Raw genomic sequence first — 21578 nt, forward strand, 5'->3', positions numbered from 1 at the left:
CCCGAATTGTTTCTCATGAGCGGAGGTGCGCTCATCATGGAAAACTACAGTGGGTGTTAGTTCGTGGGTGCTATCGACGTTCGGCAACGCCGACTCCCTCAGCCAACTCAACTATTGCCTCGCGAAGCCGTTATTCGGTGTCAGTCTGCGAGGCCTTACAAGGCTGCTAGGGTAGGCAGAAGAAAGCATTGATTTTCGCGCTCAAGAGCTTGCCATCAATGGTTCTCCTCTGGAACTAGACGGACGCATTACTGCTTTGCATCACGTCGCGTTCGCCATACCGACGATGGTGCGGCGCAGCGCCGCCCTCGTCTGCCAATCCGATGCGTTGCATCATTCACTTATTGCCGTCAAGTAGAGTGGACCATGTGACCAAGGCCGTTGTCCGCCAATGCCAACCCGGCATAGTTCGATGGCGCGTCGGATTGTGTCTGAAAGTGCGCCAATATCCGCATAAGTCTTGCATTCGACATTTCATCGCGTTGTGAAGCAATTGGTGCGCTGTAGGCTGCAAACTTGATTTGTTTGTGGCTGCGACTAGTCCCAACTTTGAGTTCACTGCGAACGTAAGGTGTTGATTCCACGCAGTTATGCGAGTGCGTAGCGAGGGCTTGCTGGGTACAGGTGCTACAGAAGGGCTGCCGGGCTGATACCGAGGAGGCGGAAGGCGCGGTCCTGAATGGGCGTTGGCCGAGTGGTCATGATGATCTTGGCCTCCGGATTCAGCGGCGTGTGGCAGATGTTGTAGGTGAGCGTGGCCAGATCACCGAGCAACGTGCGCAAGCTGTGGACGGGCAGATCATCCTCGGTGCGCTTGGTGGCGTCCTTGGCTTTCGCCTGTTCCGAACGCCGTGCCTTGGCCACGGGCGAGGCACGGGAAGCGCGCGCTAGCTCGATGTATTCATCGTCAAACAGCATCGGCTTCAATTTTTCGCGCATGTGCCATTCGACGTAGTAGGCCAGCATGCACAGAAAGACATGAGCACGCACGCGCTCGGCATTCCAATGGAACACGGGGCGCACGTGCAAGTCCATGGTCTTGAGCGAACGAAACGCTCGCTCGACCGCCGCCAAGCCCTTGTAGGCCGACACGGCCGCCTCGGCTGACAGTTGCGCCGCCGGCAAACTCGTGCGCACCACATACAGGCCATCGAGTGCCGCCTCTTGCTCGATCTGTAGCGTCTTGCGCGCCCAGGCAAAGCTGGTGTCGGTGATGGTCAGCTCGAAGTGCTTGGCCATCTTGAAGCGCTCGACGACCCGGCCCACGCGCAGGGCAATCGCCTCCGTGCCCTTGAGCCGGTTGCGTGCGCGCGTGGTGGCCTCGGCAATCTTGTTGAGCTCCTGTTCGGTGGCCTGCAACAGCGCCTCGCGTTTCCTGGCCCGTTCGTCGGCCAGCAGCGGATTGCGGCACACCACCAGTCGCTCGCCAGGAAACGTTTCGCTGGTGAGTTCGATGAGGTTGCGTTCATCGAACAGCGAGGGCTGAAAGGGGCCTTGTTCGCGGGCGAGTTCAGCTACCTGCGGGGCGCGCAGGCTACTCACCCAGTCCAGTCCTGCCGGGCGCAACAGCGTGTCGATACGGGCTTGCGTCAGCATCCCCCGGTCCCCTACCCAGGCGAGCTTCTCGATGCCGAAACGGTCTTTGAGCTTCTCCACCTGAGACGCCACCGTGCTCGGATCGGCAGTATTGCCGGCGAAGACTTCGACCGCCACCGGACACCCTTGCGGCGTACAGACCAGACCGAACACGATCTGCGGCTCGTGACGCTTGCCATCGCGGCTGTAGCCGTAGGCCGCCAGGTCGCAGCAGCGCCCGGTCAGCCAGGTGGAAGTGAGGTCATAGAGCACCAGGGTGCCACCAGCCAGATGCTGCTTCGCCAGGCGCTTCTCGATGGCTTCCTGGGCCTCTCCCAGCCAGTCCAGCGCGGCGTACAACTCCTCGGGCTCCACATCGCCGATGCCGAGCATGCGCGACAGCGAATGGGCCGCGGTCTCTTGCTGCAGCATGCGGTGCGTGGCCAGCTTGGAGGCGGGCGAAATCAGGCGTGCCACCAGCAGCGCCATGACCAGGGATGGCACGCGGCCCGGCGCCGCCGCGAACCAGTGTTGCGCGCCACAGGCGCGGGCCGTACCGAGCGCGGCGGCCACATGGCCGTGCGGCAGACTGCGCTCGATCACCAGGGCCTCATCGGCCGAGGCCACGGCCGCCCCGCCGCGCAGCAAGACCTTCAAGCCCTCGATCACCTCGGGCGGCAGTGCGGACAAATTCGCCAGGGTGCGTTTCTTGACCTTGTTGCCTTCGCGATAGGACTCGCGCAGCAGGATCGCCGGCGGGGAATTGCGGTTGGGGACGTGTTCGATATACATGAACACCATTATTGGACATATTCAGCAAAAAACAAGGCTAATATAATGTATTTACATGGGTACATATGCACCCCAAAAAATAGCCGAAACCCAACGGTGGCGCGGGTTCCGGCGAGTTCAGGGACCAAAGTTTGGACTAGTCGACGACCAGCGCAACCGCGCCCACATGAAATTCTCGTCTTAAATGCCGCCGCCTCAAGAGGGGCGATGCATGCGCGCTTAGGAGCGCGCTTGCATTCAGTTGCCAGGGATACAACTGGAAAGCACTTTAATGGCGGCATCTCTCTATGTTGGAAAGTACTTTAGCCTCGAGAACCCGAGGACGGGCTAGAAAAATCAAGCACTTAGGCGCGTATTGGCCACGGCTTTAATGCCCCACCTCGCCAATATCAACCGCGTTCCCACAACCACGCCCATGCCGATGCCGTCAGATCCGCTCGCCGCCGTCACCCATCCCGACCCGGGGCCCTACTACCGCGGGCTCGCCGCGCGCCGGCCTTTCTATCGCGACGAGGCGCTCGGACTGTGGGTTGCCGCCGGCGCCGCCGAGGTTGCGGCGGTGCTGGCGCATCCCGCCAGCCGCGTGAGGCCGCCCGCGCAGCCAGTGCCCCCCGCGCTGGAAGGCAGCCCTGCCGGCGCGCTCTTTGGCGGTTTGATCCGCATGAACGACGGCGCCTGGAACGCGCCGCTCAAGGGCGTGCTGCTCAAACGCATGGCGGCGCTGGAGTTGGCCGGCATGCAGCGGCGCGTGGCGGCGCTGGCGCAGGATTTGCCATTCGACCTGACGCAGCCAGCTGCCGCCGTCAATCACTGGATGTTCTCGCTGCCGGTGCTGGCCGTGGCCGATGCGCTCGGCCTGGCCGTAGCAGGCCAGCCCGGCGTGGCGAGGCAGGCCGCTGCGCAGGTGGCGGCATTCGCGCGGGCCATATCGCCGTTGGCAACCGCGCAGGAGACCGCCGCCGGGAGCGAGGCGGCCGCCTGGCTGCAGGCGTGGATGCGAGAGAGCTTGTCCGCAGGCGCGCCGGACCTCGCGCCGAGCCGGCCACTGGATGCGCTGCAACGCGAAGCCCTTGCCGCCGGCGTGGCGGCAGAGGTGATCGCCACCAATGCGATTGGCTTGTTGATACAAACCTGCGAGGCCACCGCCGGATTGGTCGGCAATATGCTGGTGCGGCTTGGCAGGGAGATGGCGCCAGGCCGGCGGCCGGACGAAGCCGGCGCGTTGCGCGATGTCGCCGCGCTGGTGCTGCGCGATGATCCGCCGGTGCAGAACACGCGGCGCTTCCTGGCCGCCGACGCGCGCCTGTGCGGCGCGGACCTGAAGGCCGGCGACGGGGTACTGCTGGTGCTGGCGGCCGCTTCGCTCGACGAGCGCATGCCGGGCGAAGGCGCGGGCAAGGCATCCCGTCCGTGGACCTTCGGTGCCGGCGGTCATGCGTGTCCCGGCGACGCGCTGGCCGCCTCGGTGGCGCAGGCGGTCGTTGCCGCGCTGCTGGCACACGGCGCGGATCCCGCGGCGCTGGTGCAGGCATTTCGCTACCGGCCCTCGATCAATGCGCGCATCCCGCATTTCCTCTGAGCGCCTGAAAGTCCAGGCACCTCAAACATTGCAATCACAAAAGGACGACCGCCATGATCGCAGTCATTTTCGAAGTCGAGCCCGCCGAGGGGCGGATGGATACGTATATGAACATCGCTGCGCAACTGCGGCCCACGCTGGAAGCCATCGACGGCTTTATCTCGGTGGAGCGCTTCCAGAGCCTGGCCAACCCGGGCAAGCTGCTGTCCCTCTCGTTCTTTCGCGACGAGGCCGCGGTCATGGCCTGGCGCAATACGATGGAGCACCGACACGCGCAATCGGCGGGGCGCGGCGGCGTGTTCGCGGGCTATCGCCTGCGGGTGGCGCACGTGCTGCGCGACTATGGCCTGAACGAGCGCGAGCAGGCGCCGGCGGATAGCCGCGCTGTGCACCAGCCCATCGCGCCGCCTGCGTCGCACGCGGAGTGAGCGGGCCATGGAATCGACGTTCCTGAGCGCGCAGATCGCGCTGATCGGCTTTACCTTCCTGCTCGCCGGGCTGGTCAAGGGCGTGGTCGGGCTGGGCCTGCCGACCGTGGCGATGGGGCTGCTTGGCCTGGCGATGCCGCCCGTGCAGGCGGCGGCGCTGCTGGTCGCGCCATCCATGGTGACCAATGTCGTCCAGCTCTATAGCGGCCCGCGGCTGGGCCAGCTGATGCGGCGGATGTGGCCCATGCTGGCGGCCATCTGCGTGGGCACGTGGCTGGCGGCGGCGCTGCTGCCGGCCAGCCTGATGGCGCATGCCACGTCCTGGCTGGGCGTGGCGCTGGTGCTGTACGCGGTGCTGGGGCTGGCCGCCTTCCACCCGAAAGTGCCCGCCGCCGCCGAACCCTGGCTGGGACCGCTGGCTGGCGTGATTACCGGTGCCATCACCGCCATCACGGGCGTATTCGTGATTCCGGCGGTGCCCTATATCCAGGGCCTGGACCTGGACAGGGAGACGCTGGTGCAGGCGCTGGGTTTGTCGTTCACGGTGTCCACCATCGCGCTTGCGGTGAGCCTGGCGATGAACGGCGCGTTGCTGCACACGCCCGTCCTGGGCGCTTCGGTGCTGGCACTGCTGCCCGCGCTGGGCGGCATGTTCGTCGGCCAATGGCTGCGCCACCGCATCAGCGCGGCGCGGTTCCGCAAGCTGTTCTTTTGCGGGTTGCTGCTGCTTGGCGCGGAACTGGCGCTGCGCGGGGTCTTCTAGCCTTGCCGACGGGAGCGCATCGGCACGCGCGTGGTTGCGCCCGGCAGGGATTCCGCCCACGCGCCGCCTGACGGAGCGAAAGCCTGACAGAACGACCCGCCGCACGGCATACTGGTGCTGCGCTGCAGCGAAACACTGCGCCTGCGGGCCAGGTGTGCGGCCTTGACGCCGCATTCCATCACCCCGTGCAGGAGATGCCGCCGATGGCACGTAGCAAGAGCAGTGGCAGCAAACTCTGGAGCATCCTCGGCAAGATCGCCACGCGCAACGTGCGGCGCGCGCAGCGCACGGTCACGAAGTCCGCGATCCAGACGGCGGTCAGGCAGGGCGAGGCCATGAGCAAGGCCACGCAACGCGTGTTGAGCGGTGTAGTGTCCCCGGTGCCGGTGCCGGTGCCGGTGCCGGCAGGCCGTGGCGGGGGGCGCTGGGAAGAAGGAAGCTGGGGGCAGGGGCCGCTCGTGCAGCGCCGTTACCGGCTGTTTATTCCGCCAGGGGTGAGCGCTTCGCGTCCGGCGCCTTTGCTGGTGCTGCTGCATGGTTGCGGCCAGGACTCGGCCAGCTTTGCCGCATGCACCCGCGCCGCGGTGGTGGCGCGCAGCGCTGGCTGCGTGGTGCTGTTGCCGGAACAATCCTCCCACGCGAACGCGCAGCGGTGCTGGAACTGGTTCCGCGCTTCCGCGCGCGTGGTGGCCGAGGCGAGCCTGCTGATGGCCATCGTCGAGCATGTGTGCCAGCAGCGCCCGATTCGCCGCGACCGCGTGTTCGCGCTTGGCCTGTCGGCCGGCGGCGCCATGGCGCAGATACTGGGGCTGCGCTATCCGGACCGCTTCGCCGCGGTGGGTTCGCATTCCGGCGCGGTGCCGCTGAGCGCGTCCAACGCCGCGCAAGCGGCGCGCGTCATGCAAGGCAAGGGCCACCCGGACGTGGAGGCCGCGCGGTTGCAGCTGGCGGGGCGCCGTCCGCCGCCACTGCTGCTGCTGCACGGCGATGCCGATCACGTGGTGCGCTTCGACAACGCGCTTGCTTCTGCCGCGCTGTGGCAGCAGTTGCTGCCGCAAGCACCCGTGCCGGCCGCGCCGCGCTGGGGCCAGCGCGGGCAGCGGCGGCCATTCAGCGTCCATGCATGGTCCAGCGAGGGGCAGCCCTATATCCGGCTGGTGCGGATCGAAGGGCTCGGGCATGCGTGGAGCGGCGGCCCGTCCAGCCAGGCCTTTGCCGATCCTTCCGGCCCGGATGCGCTGCGCATCGCGTGGCAGTACTTCATGCAGTGCCTCGTTGCGCGGGCCGCGCCGGCGCGCAGGCGCAAGCCGGTCAGGGTGGCTTAAGCCTGGGAAGTGTCCGGCAGGCGCGCCAGCGGCGCTTCTATCACCACATCGCTCTCGGGATACGCCACGCAGGGCAGGATATAGCCCTCGTCGCGCTCGTCGTAGCTCACGCCCGGCCACTCGATGCGATAGGCAATCCTCCCCGCGGACAGCCGGCACAGGCAGGTGCGGCAGGTGCCATTGCGGCAGGAACTGGGGAGTTGCACGCCGGCGAGCAGCGCGGCTTCCAGCAGCGTCTGCGTGGGCAAGGCGGGAAAGCTGGTGCCCAGCGGCTCGACGCGCGCGGCAAAGGCCGGCGAAGGTGGCGAGGGTGGCGTGGCGGCATCGGCCGCGCCGCCGGATCCCGAATCGGGCGCATGCGGGACGTTGCTCATGACTGCGCCTCGCCATCGTCCGCGCCGGGGAAGCGGGCGCGGCCATGCGTGGCGTCGCGCAGCGCGGCCCGTGCCGCGTCCAGCGCGCTGGCCGGCAGGCGGATCGTCAGCCGGGCCGCCGCGCCATGCTCGCCATGCGCCAGCACGTGGCCTTCCTGCTCGATCCAGCGGCGCACGCGCGCCTCGTCGGCGTAGTCCACTTCCGCAACCAGTTCGGCATAGGCGATGCGCTCGATGCGCTGCGCATCCTTCAGGGCCGCGGCGATGGCATCCGTATAGGCCCGCACCAGCCCGCCCGCGCCCAGCTTGATGCCGCCGTAGTAGCGCACCACGGCCGCAAGCACGCCTTCCAGTTCATGGTGGCGCAATACCTCCAGCATGGGCCGGCCGGCGGTGCCGGAGGGCTCGCCATCGTCCGACATGCCGGACTGGCCGCCTGCCAGCAAGGCCCAGCAGACATGGGTGGCGGTGGCGTGCGCTTCGCGCAGGCGCTGTAGTTCGGCCATGGCCGCTGCGCGGTCCTGCACGGGAATCGCGTAGCCGATGAAACGGCTTTTGCGGATTTCCAGGTCCGCCTGGACGGGAGAAGCGAGGGTGTAAGTCGGCACGGGTGGGGCCGCGTCACGGCGGGCCATAAGCGGCGCCGGCGGGCTGAGAGCTAAGGGAATCGGCTCCTGGCAGGGAGCGTGCGTCAGTGTACAACAGCGGTACACAAACGGCCCCGGCCGTCCGGGATGTGCGGATTGCCCCGATACGGTGATTATGCTGATTGCGCGGACGGCCCCCTGGATGTCTGCAATTTAAGACACTTTCAACAAGTTGTAACAAATCATTCATAGGATGCGAGTCGGCCTGAACGCCACGCGGCTCCCCACAAGCGCGCGGCAAGGCGGCGCAGCGCGTGCCGCCCAATCACTCACATAAACGAAACGGGAAAGAAGAATGCTCGACAAACCGGACGCATCCCGCCGCAAGGCGCTTAAATTCCTGGCCGGCGCCCCCATGCTGCCGCTGGGCCTTGGCGCTTCCGCCTTCCTGGTCGGCTGCGGCGGAGACGGCGACGCGGTAGCCGCGCCGGTGCCGGCGCCGGCACCGGTGCCCGGCACGCCCGCCGCCGCCACCTTCACCACCGCCGAGTTCACCGGCATGGCGGCGCCCACGCTGGCCAACCCGGCCGCGATGGCGACCACCACGGTGGGTTCGAGCCTGAAGGTATCGTTCAGCGATGGCAGCAGCCAGACCTTCAAGCTGGCCTACCAGCCCTTCTTCGTTACCGGCGACATGGTCCCGGACGGCAAGGGCGGCACCATCCTCGCTGGCGGATATGTCGACATCAACAACCAGCCCATCATCGACACGTCGGTGGCCGGCAAAGAGCGCCAGTTCTTCTCGGACTCGCCGGACGGCACCTCGCTGCTCAAGATCGACGGCGCCAAGGTGGACGGCGTGAAGGGCAACACGGTATTCGCCGTAGTGCAGTTCGAATACACCTCGCGCGACCAACTCGGCAGCGACACCTACGGCCGCCTGCCGTCGCCGATCGCCGTGCTCACCCTGGACCAGGACCCGGCCACCGGCAAGCTGGCGCTGGTCAAGTACCACAACGTTGACACCTCGGGCGTCAACGGGCTGTGGATCACCTGCGGCGCCAGCCTGTCGCCATGGAATACCCACCTGTCCAGCGAAGAGTACGAGCCGGAAACGTTCCCCAATGCGGCGGATGTTCCGACCTACACCGACCAGACGGATCAGTACACGAAGTTCGCCAAGAACCTGTACGGCAATGCGAACATCGCGTTCAACCCCTATCTGTATGGCCATCTGCCCGAAGTGACTGTCAATCCCGACGGCACCGGCTCCATCAGGAAGCACTATTGCCTGGGCCGCATCTCGCACGAACTCGTGCAGGTGATGCCCGACAACCGCACCGTGCTGATGGGTGACGACGCCACCAACAGCGGGCTGTTCATGTTCGTGGCCGACAAGGAGAAGGACCTCTCCGCTGGCACGCTGTACGTTGCCAAGATCGGTGCAGGCTTCTCCATCGATCCGGCGGCTTCCGGCGCGGACCTGTCCTGGGTCAAGCTCGGCCATGCCACCAGCGCTGAAGTCGAGGCGATGGCCAAGTCGAACCGCCCGGTCGACGTCATGGACGTCAAGTGGGCCGATCCCAGCGATTCGGCATACACCAAGATCTTCTCCGGCGGCAAGGCGCAATGGGTCAAGATCCTGCCGGGCAAGGACAAGGCCGCTGCCTTCCTGGAAACCCACCGCTACGCCTACCTGAAGGGCGGCAGCATGGGCTTCACCAAGATGGAAGGCACCACCGTCAATATCAAGGACAAGGTGGCCTACTCGGCGCTGCAGAACATCCAGGACTCGATGGTCACGAACAACGCCAAGGGCTGGAATGCGCAAAGCGGTATCTCGCTGCCCGCCGCGCTCAAGGCCGGCGGCGTGATGCAGCACAACCTCGCCGGCGGCCAGAAGGACCTGGACGGCGCCGCGATCAACAGCGAATGGGTGCCGGTGCATACCAAGGCCCTGATCGTCGGCAAGGACATCGCCGCGGACGCGCTGGGCAATACCGGCGACCCCGAGACGATCGCCAATCCGGACAACCTCAAGTTCTCGGAGAAGCTGCGCACCCTGTTTATCGGCGAGGACAGCGGCCAGCACGTCAACAACTTCCTGTGGGCCTACAACGTCGACACCAAGAAGCTGTCGCGCTTGCTGTCGGTGCCGGCGGGCGGCGAATCGACCGGCCTGCATGCGGTCGACGAGCTCAACGGCTGGACCTACATCATGAGCAACTTCCAGCACGCCGGCGACTGGAGCAGCCTGCATAACACCGTGAAGGCCGCGCTGGATCCGCTGGTCCGCGCCAACTACAAGGACCGCTTTGGCGCGGCAGTCGGCTACTTGACAGCCGATGTCACCAGCGTCAAGACGAGCAAAGCCTGAGTGTGGACTGGACCACGCCGAGGTTGAGCCCGGTGCGCAAGCACCGGTAATCCCCGCCGCGGGAAGGTCCAGGCCGGCGCGGCGGAACGCCCCCGATGACAACGTCGTCGGGGGCGTTTTGTTTTATGCCCCGGGGTTTGGCGGCGTGAGCAACCTGACAAGCCGCTGGCGGCCCCGGTGGCGGGAGGTGGGGCATGCCTGCTACGCTTGCGGCAGCATATTGCCGGAGGCTCGATGTTCCGCGCCCTATGCCGTCCCCAAAACAGGAGAAACGACATGCCGAACCAAGATGGCCAACTTGACGCGCGCCGGATCGCGCCGGCCACCGACCGCAATCGCGACGCCATCCTGGCCGTGTTGCGCCGGGTATTGCCGCAGAGCGGCCTGGTGCTGGAAGTCGCCAGCGGCACCGGCCAGCACGCGGCGTATTTTTCCGCCGCGCTGCCGGGGCTGACCTGGCAGCCGAGCGATCCCGACGCGGCGGCGTGCGCGTCGATCGAAGGCTGGGCCGCGCATGCCGGCGTGGCCAACGTGCTTGCGCCACTGGTGCTGGACGTGTGCCAGCCATCCTGGGGCATCGAAGCGGCACAGGCGGTGGTCTGCATCAATATGATCCATATCGCGCCGTGGGCGGCGGCCCGGGCGCTGTTTGCCGGCGCCGGCCGCCTGTTGCCGGCCGGTGGCGTGCTTTACCTGTACGGCCCCTACCGGCGCAACGGCGAACACACCGCGCCGAGCAATGCCGCGTTCGATGCGCAGTTGCGCAATGCCGACCCGGAATGGGGCGTGCGCAATATGGAGGACGTGGCGGCGCTGGGCCAGGCCGAGGGTTTTCGCATGGAAGAGCCAATCCCGATGCCGGCCAATAACTTCAGCCTGGTTTTCCGAAAATAGGAATCTGCCGGCCGAATGCTGGCGGATCGCAGCCCGATTAGCCAGAATGGATCCTGGCTAATGCCGGAGGCGGGGAATCGCGGAAAGGGGGATTTGAGTTTTCCGCCCGATTGTCCGCTTGACCGTTGGCTTAACTGCTGGCTTAAGCATTGGCTTAAGACCTGGCGGAAATGATGCCGGGAATGCGGGGTGATGGGGGCGCGCGTTCACGCGATCGTGCCGAATTGGCCGATCGGTCGGGACTGCTGGGACGTCCGGGAATTTCGGAGGGAGATGTCCGGCTGGCCCTGCCAGGCGCCAGCCGGTTCGCACAAAAGCGGTGCGCGAAAGGGGACCGAAGCATGGCGCGGATTGCCGCGCGCATGTCCGGGCCGCCTGCCGCGCTGGCCCTCGCGCGATTTACTTCGCGGCGACAGGCGCTTCTGCCTCGACCTTGACGGCCACGGCCTTCTTCGGTGCTGCCGGCTTCTTGGCGGCGGCCTTCCTGGGAGCCTTCGGAGCTGCTGCCTTGGGAGCGGCGGCCGGCTTGGCGGCCTTCGGAGCTGCTGCCTTCGGTGCGGCGGCCTTCTTGGCGGCGGCCGGCTTGGCTGCGGCCTTCTTTGCCACGGCGGCCTTCACCACCGGCTTCTTGGCAGCGGGCTTTGCCTTTGCCTTTTGTGCTGCCAGCTTTTCCTTGGCGGCCTGGCGCTCTGCCAGCACGGCCTGCTTGGCGGCTTCGGCAGCTACCTTGATTTCGCGCTTGGCGGCTTCGATCGCCTTCTTCGCGTCAGCGCGCAGCTTCAGCAGGCCCTTCTTTGCAGCTGCCAGTTCGCGAGCCAGCACGCTGGCCTTCTTCGCGGGAACTGCTGCCTTCTTGGCGGCTGCCGGCTTGGTCTTTGCTGCTGCGCTGGTTGCGACTTTCTTTGCTACGGCCATTTGTATTTACCCGTTAGTTGTAGGAGCGCGGAGTATAACCGGTTGCGCGGCATTACTTGCGCGCCGCGAAGTTAATCGGCGTGGTTTCAGGTTGAATGCGTGCGCGGATACAACGTTTCCCGCGCCTCCATGGCACGGGCATTCGATGCGAATATGCAATACGTATTGCGTTTATCGCGTATTGACCTGGACCTTGATGCCGTCGGGCAACACGGTAATGGCGCCCGGCTCCACCTCTTTGCCGGCGACGCGCAATTGGTCCGGCGTAAAGGTGTAAAGCGGGTAATCGCGCAGCAACTGCTGGGCTACCACGGCGCCGATGGCGTTCAATTGCTCGCCGTACTGCGCCGGCATGCCGTCTACCTGGACCCGTTCGACCGACGGATTGTCGAGCAGCACGGCGCGCTTTGCCGGATCGTATTTCAGCCCGCTGCTGAGCGAAAGCGTGCCGTTGATCGGCGGCGCCGGCAGCAGCGTATTGGTGAGTCGCGCGTCCATCCGGGTGGTCACGCGATTATTGGCGTCGTCGAGCACCAGGCGCGGATGCGTCAGTTGCACGTCGACCACCTGGCCGTAGCGCAGCGTGGCGGGGAAGCGTTTGTCGACGGCGGCCTGCAGTTCGTCGCGGGAAAATGTGTAGTCGCCCGTCCAGACGTTGTAGCCGGCCCAGGCGCTGGCGGCGCCAAGCGCGGCGATGACGGCGGCGGCTTTCAGGGTCTTGGCGCGGATGGCCCGTGCGGGCTGGGGCCGGGTGAGGGGTGTCGGCATGCGGGGGTGCGTCCAGGTTGGCGTCTTGCGCGTTATCCGGTCTGACCGCGGCGGCGGTGGCTTTGTTCAATCGTGCCGGATGATGCCGTGACGCGCTGCCGCCGCGCACGCTCAATAGTGCGGTGGGATTTCGTGCTGCTGGCCGGCTTCGGCGCCGCCGGTGCCGCTGGAGCGCATTTGCTGGTAGAGCGCCTGCAACTGCTCTTGCAACAGGTCGATCTGCCGCTGTTGCCTGGCCACGGCGAGGTTGAGCGTGTCGAGAAGGTCTTCCTGGAAGGCAACCTTGATTTCGAGTTCGGTCAGGCGGGATTCCATTGCAATTCTCCGGTGGGGTGGGAATTGTAAGGCTTTGGGCAGGTGAGTTGGGGACCGGCCCCGGTAGCCGACATCTCTCAAGGCAAGCCGTCTGCCGCTCGCGGGGTGACCGGCCACGAAGTTGCAGGCGCTACTGGTTTCGTCGTGGGCACGGTGGCACCGGGGTGCTTCAAGGCCGCGCTCAATGTCGGCAAGGCGCACGGTTGCGATGCAAACCAAAGGCCACACCCTGGGATGATCCGAAGGATCCCGGAAATTCAGAATTTCGGAATGCAACGGCTTTAGGGTTCTGGTTAAAACAGGGAAAAATTATTGAATAATCCCTCGGTAAAAATTGAGGAATTTTCCTAATCAAAACGATTGGAGGCATGTCGATAATTTCTGCGACCTAATCCAAGGAGCGCCACGTGACGAAACGACGAAGGAACGCATTCGGCTGGATATTTCAGGGACATCGCCACCGGCGCATTGCCGGCCTCGTTGCAGCGTCGCTGGTGCCGGCCAGCGCCGTCGCCTACGACTACCGCACGATCACCGCATTCGGGCAGCAGATCGCATTGCCCTCGACCGCGCCCCAAGGCACCATCGTCGGCCGCTATTACATTTCGCCCATCCAAGCCTGCGGAGCGCCGGCATGCGAATTGCGCACCGTCGGCCTGTGGCACAACGGAGGAGCCTTTACTTCTCCAGGTCCCGTCATCACAACCAACGTTTCGGGCATCTCCACCCGCCTCCTGATCAACGGGCAAGTCGTGTCCGGTGGCAACCTTCCCTCCGCCACGATGGTCACCTCGATCGAGGTTCAGTTGTTGCGCGATGCACGCCAAGTCATTCAAGGCTCCTTGATGTCGACCGCGGAGCCGGGATATTTCACCTTATGCTCACAGGCTACTACCGGTACCGGTTCGTGGGCCGGCTATGCATGCACTGGGGGCCTGAGTGGACAATTCCTCCGCATCGATCTTCGCGGTACGATCACGCCGGTCAACGGTACCTGCAGCACACCGGACCAGGCCGTCACGCTGCCTTCCGCGGTAGCGGCCACGTTCAGGGGTGTCGGCACCATCGTCGGCACAACGGGCTTCCAGCTTCGCCTGAACAACTGTCCCCCCGGTTACTATCGGGTCGGCTATTCGTTCACTCCGGTCTCCGGCACCGTCGCGAATTTCCCCGGCACATTGGCCCCCCTGGGTGGTTCGACCGCCACTGGCGTGGCCATCCGGCTCGCCGATCAGCGGAACGTCCCCATCACATTCGACCGTTCCATGGAGGTGACCGACTACCGTCAGTCAACCGGCGGGTCCTTTTCGATTCCCCTCAACGGCTCCTACATCCAGACAAAGCCTACTGTCACGGTTGGCACTATCAGGGGGGTCGTCAGTGTCTTGATCGACTATCAATAGAGATCGGCGCGGCGCGATCTGTTGGCGCAGGCCGGCGTTGCCCGGCGTCATGTCGTCCACCGGGCAGGGATCGTCCAACGGATTCTCGAAATCCAGTTATTCAGGGTGAAACCCCTTTAGGATTCGAACGAACGAACGCAAAAAAATTAAGACTTGTCCTATATCTAGCGATTGAAGATCTAGAGATAATCCAAGCAATCAAATCTAAGGAGCGGCACTTGACGAAACGAAGGAACGCATTTGGCCTGATGCTTGAAGGACATCACCGTCGTCAAATTGCCGGCCTCGTTGCGGCGTTGCTGGCGCCGGTCGCCGCCGCCGCTGACCCCACCACGATCACCGCATTCGGGCAGCAGATCGCCTTGCCGACGACGGTGCCCGCGGGCACCGTCGTCGGCCGCTATTTCATTTCGCCCATGCAGGCTTGCGGTGCGCCGACATGCGATTTGGGCGCCGTCGGCCGGGAGGCAGTGTTTCTTATGGTCCTGTCATCACAACCAACGTTTCGCGCATCTCCACCCGCATCCTGGCCAACGGGGAACCCGTGCGCGGCGGCAGCCTTCCCTCCGTCATGAAGGTCAGTTCGTTCGAGGTTCAGTTGTTGCGCGATTCTCGCCCATTCATTGAAGGCTCTTTGATGTCGAGCGCGGCGCCGGGATATTTCACCTTATGCCCACGCGCTGCTGGCAGTACCGGTTACTATTGTAACTTTGGCGAAAGTGGCGGGTATGGACAATACGCCTTCATCGAGCTTCGCGGCACGATCACGCCGATCAACGGTACCTGCCGCACACCTGACCAGGCCATCACGCTGCCTTGCGCTCTGCCGGCCGGGTTCAAGGGCGTCGGCACCATCGTCGGCACAACGGGTTTCCAGTTTCACCTGAACAACTGTCCCGCCGGTTTCTATCGGGTCGGCTATTCGCTCACACCGGTCTCCGGCACCGTCGCGAATTTCCCCGGCACGTTGGCACCCCTGGGTGGCTCGACCGCCACAGGCGTGGCCATCCGGCTCGCCGATCAGCAGAACGCTCCCATCACATTCGGCCGTTCCATGGAGGCGACCGACTACCGTCAGTCAACCGGCGGATCCGTTTCGATTCCCCTCAACGCCTCCTACATCCAGACAGGGCCTACTGTCACGGTTGGCACTATCAAGGGGGCTGTCAGCGTCTTGATCGACTATCAATAAACAGAGGCCGGCGCATCGGGATTCACGCCTGTCCCGGCCGGTGCGCGATGAAATCGCTGATCTCCCCCACCGCGATGCGCGCATGTTGCCACAGCCCTTCGGTCACGTAGCCACCAGGCCCCCGCCCGAGGGGCCTACTCCATCGTCAGCCTCGCCAACCTCCCCACCGTAGCAAGCGCCTCATCCGTGCGTTCATCAAAATCGTGCCCGCAATTGATCCGCAGGCAGTGCCGGAACCCGCCATGCGCGGAGAAGATCGGCCCGGGCGCAATACTGATCCCATGCGAAAGCGCGTAACGATGCAAGGCCAGGCTATCGGTGCCCACCGGCATTTCAATCCACAGGAAATACCCGCCAGCCGGCCGCGTGGCCCGCGTACCCGCCGGGAAATGCCGCGCGATGGCCTGCGCGAAGGCATCCTGCCGCTGCGCCAGCGCCTGCCGCAACTGACGCAGGTGACGGTCATACCCGCCCTTCTCCAGGTAGTTGAGCAGGGCCGCCTGCGTCGGCGCGGCCACCGTCAGCGTGCTGGTGAGCTTGGCCCGCGCCACCTCGCGCGCGAAGCGTCCCGGCGCGGCCCAGCCGATCCGGTATCCCGGCGCCAGGCACTTGGAAAATGAGCCGCAATGCATCACCAGGCCCTTCGTGTCGAACGCCTTCGCCGGCGTCGGCCGCTTGTTGCCGAAGTACAGTTCGCCGTACACATCGTCCTCGATCAGCGGCACCTCGAAGCGTGCCAGCAGCTTCACCAGTTCGCGCTTCTTGGCGTCGGGCATGAGGCTGCCCAGCGGGTTCTGGAAATTGGTCATCAGCCAGCATGCGCTCGGGCGATGGCGCTCCAGCGCCCGGGTGAGGGCATCGAGTTCGATGCCTTCGCGCGGATGCGTGGGCACTTCGATGGCGCGCAGGCCGTGGCGCTCCAGCGCCTGCAGCGCGCCGTAGAAGGTGGGCGACTCGATGATGACCGCGTCGCCCGGCCGCGTGACTGCCGCCAGGCAGAGATTCAGCGCTTCCAGCGCGCCGTTGGTGATGACGATCTCATCGGTGTGCACGGTGAGCCCGTCGATCAGGTAGCGCAGCGCGATCTGGCGGCGCAGGCCGGCATTGCCCGGCGTCATGTCGTCCACCGAGCTCCACGGGTCCAGGTGCTGGATCACCCCGGACATCGACTTGGCCAGGCGTTCCAGCGGGAACAGCAGCGGGCTCGGAAACGCGGAGCCCAGCGGCACCAGGTCGCGCTGCTTGGCCGATGCCAGCACGTCGAAGACCAGGTCGCTGACATTCAGCTCGGTCGAGCCTTCTTCCGGCTGCGATGCAGCCTCGGGCTCCGGCGGCAGCACGCGGGTGGTGCTTGCCACGAAGTACCCCGAGCGCTGGCGCGCGACGATCAGGCCGCGCGCCTCCAGCAGGTAATAAGCCTGGAACACGGTGGAGGGACTCAGGCAGCGGCTGGCGCTGGCCTGCCGCACCGATGGCAGGCGGTCGCCGGGCCGCAGCGTGCCGGCCTGGATCGATTGCGCGATGTCGTCGGCCAGCAATTCATAGAGCGTGCCGATAGGAGGAGGCATCTCGGGCTGGCGGGAGGTGGGTGGTTTGCTGCGCGGCATCGGCGGTTTGGGAGATCCACTGTTTGGCACATGGCCTGATTCCGACGACTGTACCGTATCAGCGCGGGGCACGGTGCCGTGGCGATGCGGCGCCAGCAACGAATCGGACAAGTCTGACGAATCGGGGATCAGCCGGCAAGGGCACGCTGCGGCAACTTGTCGCGCGCAAATTCCCCTGATCCGGTCGATTCGTCTTGATCTGCTTCTGTTCGGTCCCGCCTTGCCTGCTTAGCATTCACCGTTGTCAGTTGACTGCGGCGGCCCTGTTGCCGTCGTGGGGAGTGCAAGGAAATCCATGGATCCCACAAGTCTGTTGTTAGCTACCTTCCTGCTGTCCGTAGGTGGGCTGTTTGCCTTTATCTGGTCGCTGCGCAAGGGCCTGTTCGATCTTGAGTCGGCCGGCGCGCGCACCATCTTCGCGGCTGGCGAGATCGGCCATCCGGAGGAGCCATCGAGCGATGCCGCGCAGCAGCAGGCGCTGTGGACCGGCGCCGCGTCCAGCCGGCAGCCGGCGTCCGCCGCCGCGGCAGCCCGCGCCGATCTCGAAGCCGAACTGGCCGCGCGCCATGAGGCCGATCGCTCCAGTTCCCTGCCGGCCCTGCTGATGCTGAGCTGCGCCGTGGTGTGGCTGGTGGTGGCTTCCGCCGCCGGGCTGCTCAGTTCGCTCAAGCTGCATATGCCCGACCTGCTGACCGGGCAGGCCTGGCTGAGCTTCGGCCGCCTGCGCACGATGCACCTGAACGCGGTGGCCTACGGCTGGGCGCCGATGGGGCTGCTCGGGCTGACGCTGTGGATGCTGCCCAGGCTGTTGCGCACGCCGCTGCTGGGCGGGCGTTTCGCCATGATCGGCGCGCTGGTCTGGAATGCCGGGCTGGTGGCCGGCCTGGGCGCCATCGCCGTGGGCATCAATGCCGGCATGGAATGGCTGGAGATCCCGTGGCAGGTGGGCTTGCTGTTCGCGCTGGGCGGGATGCTGATCGGCCTGCCGCTGGCGTTCATGCTGCAGAAGCGCCGCGTGCACCATCTGTACGTGTCGGTCTGGTATATCGGCGCGGCGCTGTTCTGGTTCCCGGTGCTGTACGTGGTCGCCAAGATACCCGGCGTGCACTTCGGCGTGGAGCAGGCCACCATGAACTGGTGGTTCGGCCACAATGTGCTTGGGCTGTTCTATACGCCGCTGTCGCTTGCCGCCGTGTATTACTTCCTGCCCAAGGTGATCGGGCGCCCGGTGCGTTCGTACAACCTGTCGCTGCTGGGTTTCTGGACGCTGGCGTTCTTCTACGGCCAGGTCGGCGCGCACCACCTGATCGGCGGGCCGATTCCCCCGTGGCTGATCACGCTGTCGATCGTGCAGAGCGTGATGATGATCATCCCGGTGACCGCGTTCTCGGTGAACCAGCACCTGACGCTCAAGGGGCATTTCGGCGCGCTGCGCCACTCGGCCACGCTGCGCTTCATCGTGTTCGGCGCCATCATGTACACGCTGGCATCGGTGCAGGGCTCGTTCGAGGCGCTGCGCTCGCTCAATGCGGTGACGCACTTCACGCACTTCACCGTGGCCCACGCGCACCTTGGCATGTACGGCTTTGTGTCGATGGTGATCTTCGGCGGCATCTACTTTGCCCTGCCGCGCATGGTCGATGCGCCGTGGCCCCGGCCCGCGCTGATCTCGCTGCATTTCTGGCTGGTGGTGGCGGGCTTCCTGACCTACCTCATCACGCTGAGCATCGGCGGCGTACTGCAGGGCCTGGCGCTGCTGGACCCGGCGCGCCCCTTCATGGAATCGGTGGCGGTCACGCTGCCCTGGCTGCAGGGACGCTCGCTCGGCGGCGCGCTGATGACGCTGGGGCACCTTGTCTTTGCCTTCCACTTTGCCTTGATGGTCTTGCGTCCTTCCGCGCTTGCGCAGACCGATCGCATGGTTTCCCAAGCGGCTGCCTGAACATGGAAAACGAACTCAAACTTGTGGGCGGGGCCATGGTCACGCTCTCGCTCGCCACCTCGGCCATGATCGTGGTGCCCTTCCTGCAGCTCAAGGATGTGCCCGCGCCCGCGGCGCTGGCGCCCTACACCAGCGAGCAGTTGCGCGGCCGCGAGGTCTATCTCGCCAACGGCTGCATTGCCTGCCACACCCAGCAGCCCAGTTCCACCGGCGCCGGGCGCGCCGACGGGCAGCGTGGCTGGGGCCGTCCATCGGTGGCGGCCGACTACCACTACGACATCCCCCCTTTGCTCGGCACCATGCGCACCGGCCCGGACCTGTTCAATATCGGCGTGCGCCAGCCCAGCGCCGACTGGCACCTCGGCCATCTCTACCAGCCGCGCGCCTATGTGGCGGACAGCATCATGCCGGGCTATCCGTTCCTGTTCGAACTGAAGCCGGAAGGCGCGGTGAGCAAGAGCGACAAGGTTGTCGCGCTGCCCGGCGGTACGGTGCCGCCGGGCAAGGTGGTGGTGGCCACGCCCCAGGCGCTGGACCTGGTGGCCTACCTCATCGGCATGCGCCACACGTACCCGGTGGTGGACCCGTCCGCCGCGGCAGCCGTTCCCGCGCAAGCACCCGGCAGTGCCACGCTTGCCTCCCATGCGGTCGCACCGTCCATTCCGCGCGGTGCGGCTGCTTCCACCCAATCCACTTCCAGCTCGCCGGCGCCTTCCGACGCCGGTGTGGCTCCGCTCCGATGAAACCACCCGCCCACAAGACAGAGAACGCCGATCCGCACGAGCAGCACAATCCGGTGCCCAAGGTGGTGCTGGCACTGGTGTGCGGCCTGCTGGTCTGGGCCGTCAGCTATATCGCCATCGAGCGGGCCGACGGCAGCGCCGCGCTGGGCGACCGGCGCGACGTCGCCGCGCTGGCGGCACCGGCAGGGCAGGGCACCGTGGCCGATGGCAAGCAGTTGTTCGCGGCCAATTGCCAGGCTTGCCACCAGGCCAGCGGGCAAGGCATTCCCGGCGTGTTCCCGCCGCTGGCCGGCTCGCCCTGGGTCACGGGCGAGCCGGACCGGCTCGCGCAGATCCTGCTGCACGGCGTGACCGGCCCGCTGGACGTGCTCGGCACCACCTACAACGGCGCCATGCCCGCCTTTGGGGAGCAGTTCTCCGACGCGGAGATCGCGGCGCTGGCCACGCATATCCGCGGCCAGTGGGGCAACGGCGCAGCGCCGGTGGAGGCCGCGCAGGTAGCGGCGGCGCGCACCGCTTCCGCCGCGCAAAAGGAACCCTGGCACGGCGGCGAGGCGCTGCAGGCGTTCATCCAGGCCGGAGGTGCCGCCAAGCCATGACGCGCGCGTGGGGCAAGACGCTGCTGATGGTGGCGCTGGTGCTGGCGGCGGCCGGCGCGGCGGTGTTCGCCACCACGCGCGGCTTGCGCACGGTCAGCGCCGACGGCGCGCGCCGCCTCGATCTTGCCCGCGCGCCGCGCGAACTGCCGGCGCTGGTGCTGCTCGACCAGGCCGGCGCGCGCCAAGCCTTCGGCGGCGCGGTGGCGGACAAGGGCGGCGCGCCGCTCACGCTGGTGACTTTCGTCTATACGCAGTGCACGGCGGTCTGCCGCACCAGCGCGTCGGGGCAGGCTTGGCTGCAGCAGCAATTGCGCGAGCGCCGCTTGCAGGACAGCGTGCGCCTGCTGACGCTGAGCTTCGACCCGGTGCATGACCAGCCCGCTGTGCTGAGCGCCTATGCACGCACCTTGCGTGCCGATCCGGCGCTCTGGACCTTTGCCACGGTGGCCGATCCCGCTCGCCTGCGCAGCCTGCTCGATGCCTTCGGCATCGTCGTGCTGCCCGATGGCCTGGGCGGCTACTCGCACAATGCCGCGCTGTTCCTGGTTGACGGGCACGGCCGGCTGGCGGCCGCCTACGATGTGGAGCGGCCGGACCTGGCGCTGGCCGACGTACTGCGGAGCCGGCTGTGAAGGCGCTGGCGCGCGGCTGGCTCCCCTGGCTGCCCGGCGTGCTGCTGGCGCTGGCCGCGTTGTTCCGGCCATGGCTTGAGGCCACCATGGCCAGGCATATGGGGCTGGAATTGCCCTTGCTCGCGCTGTTGGGCTGGTGGGCCGCGCGCTGCGCCGGCCGGCGGCTCACGGACTGGCTGGCCCCATGGAATGCCGCCGGCCTGCCGGGCCTGATGGCAGCGTGGTGCATCGCCAGCTACTGGATGCTGCCGGTGGCGCTGGACGAGGCCACGCTGGCGGCCCCGGCGGGCATGGCCAAGGTCGCGGGCATGGTACTCGCGGGTTTGCTGGCGCGCGCTTCCTGGCAGGCCGCCGGTCCCGTGCTGCAAGGCTTCTTTGTCATCAACGGCGTCTGGATGATGCTGACCGCCGGCTTGCTGTACCAGGAGGCGGATGCGCAACTATGCAGTACCTACCTGATCGACGAGCAGCTGGTGGCGGGCCGCGCGCTGGTGCTGTGGGCGCTGGCCTTGCTGGCGGTGTGGCTGTTCGCGATCGCCAGCCGGCTGGCGGTGGATCCCGAGCCGGCCGCGTAGCCCGGCAACGGGCAGCCGGGAAGCGGGAACCGGGCGCCGTTGCCTTGCGCTTTGGCATGGTGTAACGTGGCGGCATTCTTCGGCCCGCGGGCCAGGAATCCCATCTTCAACGGACCATCATGATCCACGCCGCGCACAACGCCTTTGCCGCCATCGCCACCCCTGCGGGTGCGGTGCGGCCGTGCGCCGCCGC

The 21578-nt window shown here is 66.2% G+C and carries 21 protein-coding genes; 14 read left to right on the plus strand and 7 right to left on the minus strand.

The features are described from left to right. Positions 1-627 precede the first annotated feature (627 nt). On the minus strand, positions 628-2367 hold the full coding sequence (locus ACZY0R_RS08050; RefSeq protein WP_488857910.1) for an IS1634 family transposase: 1740 nt from the start codon (positions 2365-2367) through the stop codon (positions 628-630). A 370-nt stretch (positions 2368-2737) separates the two neighbouring features. On the opposite strand from ACZY0R_RS08050, the gene ACZY0R_RS08055 reads away from it, so the two are divergent. The 4 genes from ACZY0R_RS08055 to ACZY0R_RS08070 all read left to right on the plus strand — a co-directional run bounded on the left by ACZY0R_RS08055 (position 2738) and on the right by ACZY0R_RS08070 (position 6462). Beyond that, positions 2738-3946 carry a cytochrome P450 gene (locus ACZY0R_RS08055; RefSeq protein WP_488857911.1) on the plus strand — a complete coding sequence of 403 codons (1209 nt, stop codon included), beginning with the start codon at positions 2738-2740 and terminating at the stop codon, positions 3944-3946. Positions 3947-3999: 53 nt separating this feature from the next. Then, positions 4000-4374, plus strand: coding sequence for an antibiotic biosynthesis monooxygenase family protein (locus ACZY0R_RS08060; protein WP_488857912.1), 375 nt, complete (start codon positions 4000-4002; stop codon positions 4372-4374). 7 nt (positions 4375-4381) lie between these two features. Further along, positions 4382-5137 carry a sulfite exporter TauE/SafE family protein gene (locus tag ACZY0R_RS08065; protein WP_488857913.1) on the plus strand — a complete coding sequence of 252 codons (756 nt, stop codon included), beginning with the start codon at positions 4382-4384 and terminating at the stop codon, positions 5135-5137. 203 nt (positions 5138-5340) lie between these two features. Next, on the plus strand, positions 5341-6462 hold the full coding sequence (locus ACZY0R_RS08070) for an extracellular catalytic domain type 1 short-chain-length polyhydroxyalkanoate depolymerase (protein WP_488857914.1): 1122 nt from the start codon (positions 5341-5343) through the stop codon (positions 6460-6462). Here ACZY0R_RS08070 and ACZY0R_RS08075 read toward each other — a convergent pair. Beyond that, positions 6459-6836 carry a 2Fe-2S iron-sulfur cluster-binding protein gene (locus tag ACZY0R_RS08075; protein ID WP_488857915.1) on the minus strand — a complete coding sequence of 126 codons (378 nt, stop codon included), beginning with the start codon at positions 6834-6836 and terminating at the stop codon, positions 6459-6461. The two genes, ACZY0R_RS08070 and ACZY0R_RS08075, sit on opposite strands and share 4 nt — an antisense overlap. Beyond that, entirely contained in the window at positions 6833-7444 is a 612-nt protein-coding gene (locus ACZY0R_RS08080; protein ID WP_488859576.1) for an IMPACT family protein, read from the minus strand. Before ACZY0R_RS08080 ends, ACZY0R_RS08075 begins: the two co-directional genes overlap by 4 nt. A 334-nt stretch (positions 7445-7778) precedes the next feature. Here ACZY0R_RS08080 and ACZY0R_RS08085 point away from each other — a divergent pair, with 334 nt between their 5' ends. Both ACZY0R_RS08085 and ACZY0R_RS08090 read left to right on the plus strand, forming a co-directional pair. Continuing rightward, positions 7779-9800 (plus strand): PhoX family protein, encoded by a 2022-nt coding sequence (locus tag ACZY0R_RS08085; protein WP_488857916.1) that lies wholly within the window; start codon positions 7779-7781, stop codon positions 9798-9800. A gap of 276 nt (positions 9801-10076) precedes the next feature. Continuing rightward, positions 10077-10694, plus strand: coding sequence for a DUF938 domain-containing protein (locus ACZY0R_RS08090; RefSeq protein WP_488857917.1), 618 nt, complete (start codon positions 10077-10079; stop codon positions 10692-10694). Between the two features lie 399 nt (positions 10695-11093). Here ACZY0R_RS08090 and ACZY0R_RS08095 read toward each other — a convergent pair whose 3' ends face one another. The 3 genes from ACZY0R_RS08095 to ACZY0R_RS08105 all read right to left on the minus strand — a co-directional run bounded on the left by ACZY0R_RS08095 (position 11094) and on the right by ACZY0R_RS08105 (position 12692). Further along, complete coding sequence (locus ACZY0R_RS08095; protein ID WP_488857918.1) at positions 11094-11609, minus strand: fumarate hydratase; 516 nt, start codon at positions 11607-11609, stop codon at positions 11094-11096. A gap of 171 nt (positions 11610-11780) precedes the next feature. Continuing rightward, on the minus strand, positions 11781-12377 hold the full coding sequence (locus ACZY0R_RS08100; protein ID WP_488857919.1) for a DUF1439 domain-containing protein: 597 nt from the start codon (positions 12375-12377) through the stop codon (positions 11781-11783). 111 nt (positions 12378-12488) lie between these two features. Beyond that, the gene (locus ACZY0R_RS08105) at positions 12489-12692 is read right to left on the minus strand and encodes a SlyX family protein (protein WP_488857920.1); all 204 of its coding nucleotides are present in this window, start codon (positions 12690-12692) and stop codon (positions 12489-12491) included. A 407-nt stretch (positions 12693-13099) separates the two neighbouring features. On the opposite strand from ACZY0R_RS08105, the gene ACZY0R_RS08110 reads away from it, so the two are divergent. The 3 genes from ACZY0R_RS08110 (at position 13100) to ACZY0R_RS08120 (ending at position 15287) form a co-directional block, all read left to right on the plus strand. Further along, positions 13100-14095, plus strand: a complete 996-nt coding sequence (locus tag ACZY0R_RS08110) for a fimbrial protein (RefSeq protein WP_488857921.1) — start codon at positions 13100-13102, stop codon at positions 14093-14095. A 218-nt stretch (positions 14096-14313) separates the two neighbouring features. Beyond that, complete coding sequence (locus ACZY0R_RS08115; RefSeq protein ID WP_488857922.1) at positions 14314-14670, plus strand: hypothetical protein; 357 nt, start codon at positions 14314-14316, stop codon at positions 14668-14670. Next, positions 14667-15287, plus strand: a complete 621-nt coding sequence (locus tag ACZY0R_RS08120; protein WP_488857923.1) for a fimbrial protein — start codon at positions 14667-14669, stop codon at positions 15285-15287. The genes ACZY0R_RS08115 and ACZY0R_RS08120 overlap by 4 nt, the downstream gene beginning before the upstream one ends. Positions 15288-15421: 134 nt before the next feature. Here ACZY0R_RS08120 and ACZY0R_RS08125 read toward each other — a convergent pair whose 3' ends face one another. Continuing rightward, positions 15422-16855 carry an aminotransferase-like domain-containing protein gene (locus tag ACZY0R_RS08125; protein ID WP_488857924.1) on the minus strand — a complete coding sequence of 478 codons (1434 nt, stop codon included), beginning with the start codon at positions 16853-16855 and terminating at the stop codon, positions 15422-15424. A gap of 334 nt (positions 16856-17189) precedes the next feature. Here ACZY0R_RS08125 and ACZY0R_RS08130 point away from each other — a divergent pair, with 334 nt between their 5' ends. From ACZY0R_RS08130 to ACZY0R_RS08150, 5 genes are read left to right on the plus strand one after another with little or no spacing between them, the layout of a single operon-like run. Further along, positions 17190-18836, plus strand: a complete 1647-nt coding sequence (locus ACZY0R_RS08130; RefSeq protein ID WP_488857925.1) for a cbb3-type cytochrome c oxidase subunit I — start codon at positions 17190-17192, stop codon at positions 18834-18836. Between the two features lie 2 nt (positions 18837-18838). Continuing rightward, the gene (locus ACZY0R_RS08135; RefSeq protein WP_488857926.1) at positions 18839-19579 is read left to right on the plus strand and encodes a cbb3-type cytochrome c oxidase subunit II; all 741 of its coding nucleotides are present in this window, start codon (positions 18839-18841) and stop codon (positions 19577-19579) included. Then, positions 19576-20178 carry a c-type cytochrome gene (locus ACZY0R_RS08140; RefSeq protein ID WP_488857927.1) on the plus strand — a complete coding sequence of 201 codons (603 nt, stop codon included), beginning with the start codon at positions 19576-19578 and terminating at the stop codon, positions 20176-20178. The genes ACZY0R_RS08135 and ACZY0R_RS08140 overlap by 4 nt, the downstream gene beginning before the upstream one ends. Next, positions 20175-20810: an SCO family protein gene (locus tag ACZY0R_RS08145; RefSeq protein WP_488857928.1), complete on the plus strand. Its 636-nt coding sequence runs from the start codon at positions 20175-20177 to the stop codon at positions 20808-20810. The genes ACZY0R_RS08140 and ACZY0R_RS08145 overlap by 4 nt, the downstream gene beginning before the upstream one ends. Next, on the plus strand, positions 20807-21385 hold the full coding sequence (locus ACZY0R_RS08150) for a hypothetical protein (protein ID WP_488857929.1): 579 nt from the start codon (positions 20807-20809) through the stop codon (positions 21383-21385). The genes ACZY0R_RS08145 and ACZY0R_RS08150 overlap by 4 nt, the downstream gene beginning before the upstream one ends. Positions 21386-21578: the final 193 nt, after the last annotated feature.

This window comes from Cupriavidus sp. F041 (assembly GCF_057814235.1).

Bases quoted from the DNA above. Each gene is read 5' to 3' on its own strand.
- ACZY0R_RS08055 (WP_488857911.1), top strand. From the start codon at position 2,738: ATGCCCCACCTCGCCAATATCAACCGCGTTCCCACAACCACGCCCATG.
- ACZY0R_RS08075 (WP_488857915.1), bottom strand. From the start codon at position 6,836: ATGAGCAACGTCCCGCATGCGCCCGATTCGGGATCCGGCGGCGCGGCC.
- ACZY0R_RS08060 (WP_488857912.1), top strand. From the start codon at position 4,000: ATGATCGCAGTCATTTTCGAAGTCGAGCCCGCCGAGGGGCGGATGGAT.
- ACZY0R_RS08125 (WP_488857924.1), bottom strand. From the start codon at position 16,855: ATGCCTCCTCCTATCGGCACGCTCTATGAATTGCTGGCCGACGACATC.
- ACZY0R_RS08105 (WP_488857920.1), bottom strand. From the start codon at position 12,692: ATGGAATCCCGCCTGACCGAACTCGAAATCAAGGTTGCCTTCCAGGAA.
- ACZY0R_RS08090 (WP_488857917.1), top strand. From the start codon at position 10,077: ATGCCGAACCAAGATGGCCAACTTGACGCGCGCCGGATCGCGCCGGCC.
- ACZY0R_RS08085 (WP_488857916.1), top strand. From the start codon at position 7,779: ATGCTCGACAAACCGGACGCATCCCGCCGCAAGGCGCTTAAATTCCTG.
- ACZY0R_RS08070 (WP_488857914.1), top strand. From the start codon at position 5,341: ATGGCACGTAGCAAGAGCAGTGGCAGCAAACTCTGGAGCATCCTCGGC.
- ACZY0R_RS08120 (WP_488857923.1), top strand. From the start codon at position 14,667: ATGAAGGTCAGTTCGTTCGAGGTTCAGTTGTTGCGCGATTCTCGCCCA.
- ACZY0R_RS08065 (WP_488857913.1), top strand. From the start codon at position 4,382: ATGGAATCGACGTTCCTGAGCGCGCAGATCGCGCTGATCGGCTTTACC.
- ACZY0R_RS08050 (WP_488857910.1), bottom strand. From the start codon at position 2,367: ATGTATATCGAACACGTCCCCAACCGCAATTCCCCGCCGGCGATCCTG.
- ACZY0R_RS08095 (WP_488857918.1), bottom strand. From the start codon at position 11,609: ATGGCCGTAGCAAAGAAAGTCGCAACCAGCGCAGCAGCAAAGACCAAG.
- ACZY0R_RS08100 (WP_488857919.1), bottom strand. From the start codon at position 12,377: ATGCCGACACCCCTCACCCGGCCCCAGCCCGCACGGGCCATCCGCGCC.
- ACZY0R_RS08130 (WP_488857925.1), top strand. From the start codon at position 17,190: ATGGATCCCACAAGTCTGTTGTTAGCTACCTTCCTGCTGTCCGTAGGT.
- ACZY0R_RS08135 (WP_488857926.1), top strand. From the start codon at position 18,839: ATGGAAAACGAACTCAAACTTGTGGGCGGGGCCATGGTCACGCTCTCG.
- ACZY0R_RS08145 (WP_488857928.1), top strand. From the start codon at position 20,175: ATGACGCGCGCGTGGGGCAAGACGCTGCTGATGGTGGCGCTGGTGCTG.
- ACZY0R_RS08140 (WP_488857927.1), top strand. From the start codon at position 19,576: ATGAAACCACCCGCCCACAAGACAGAGAACGCCGATCCGCACGAGCAG.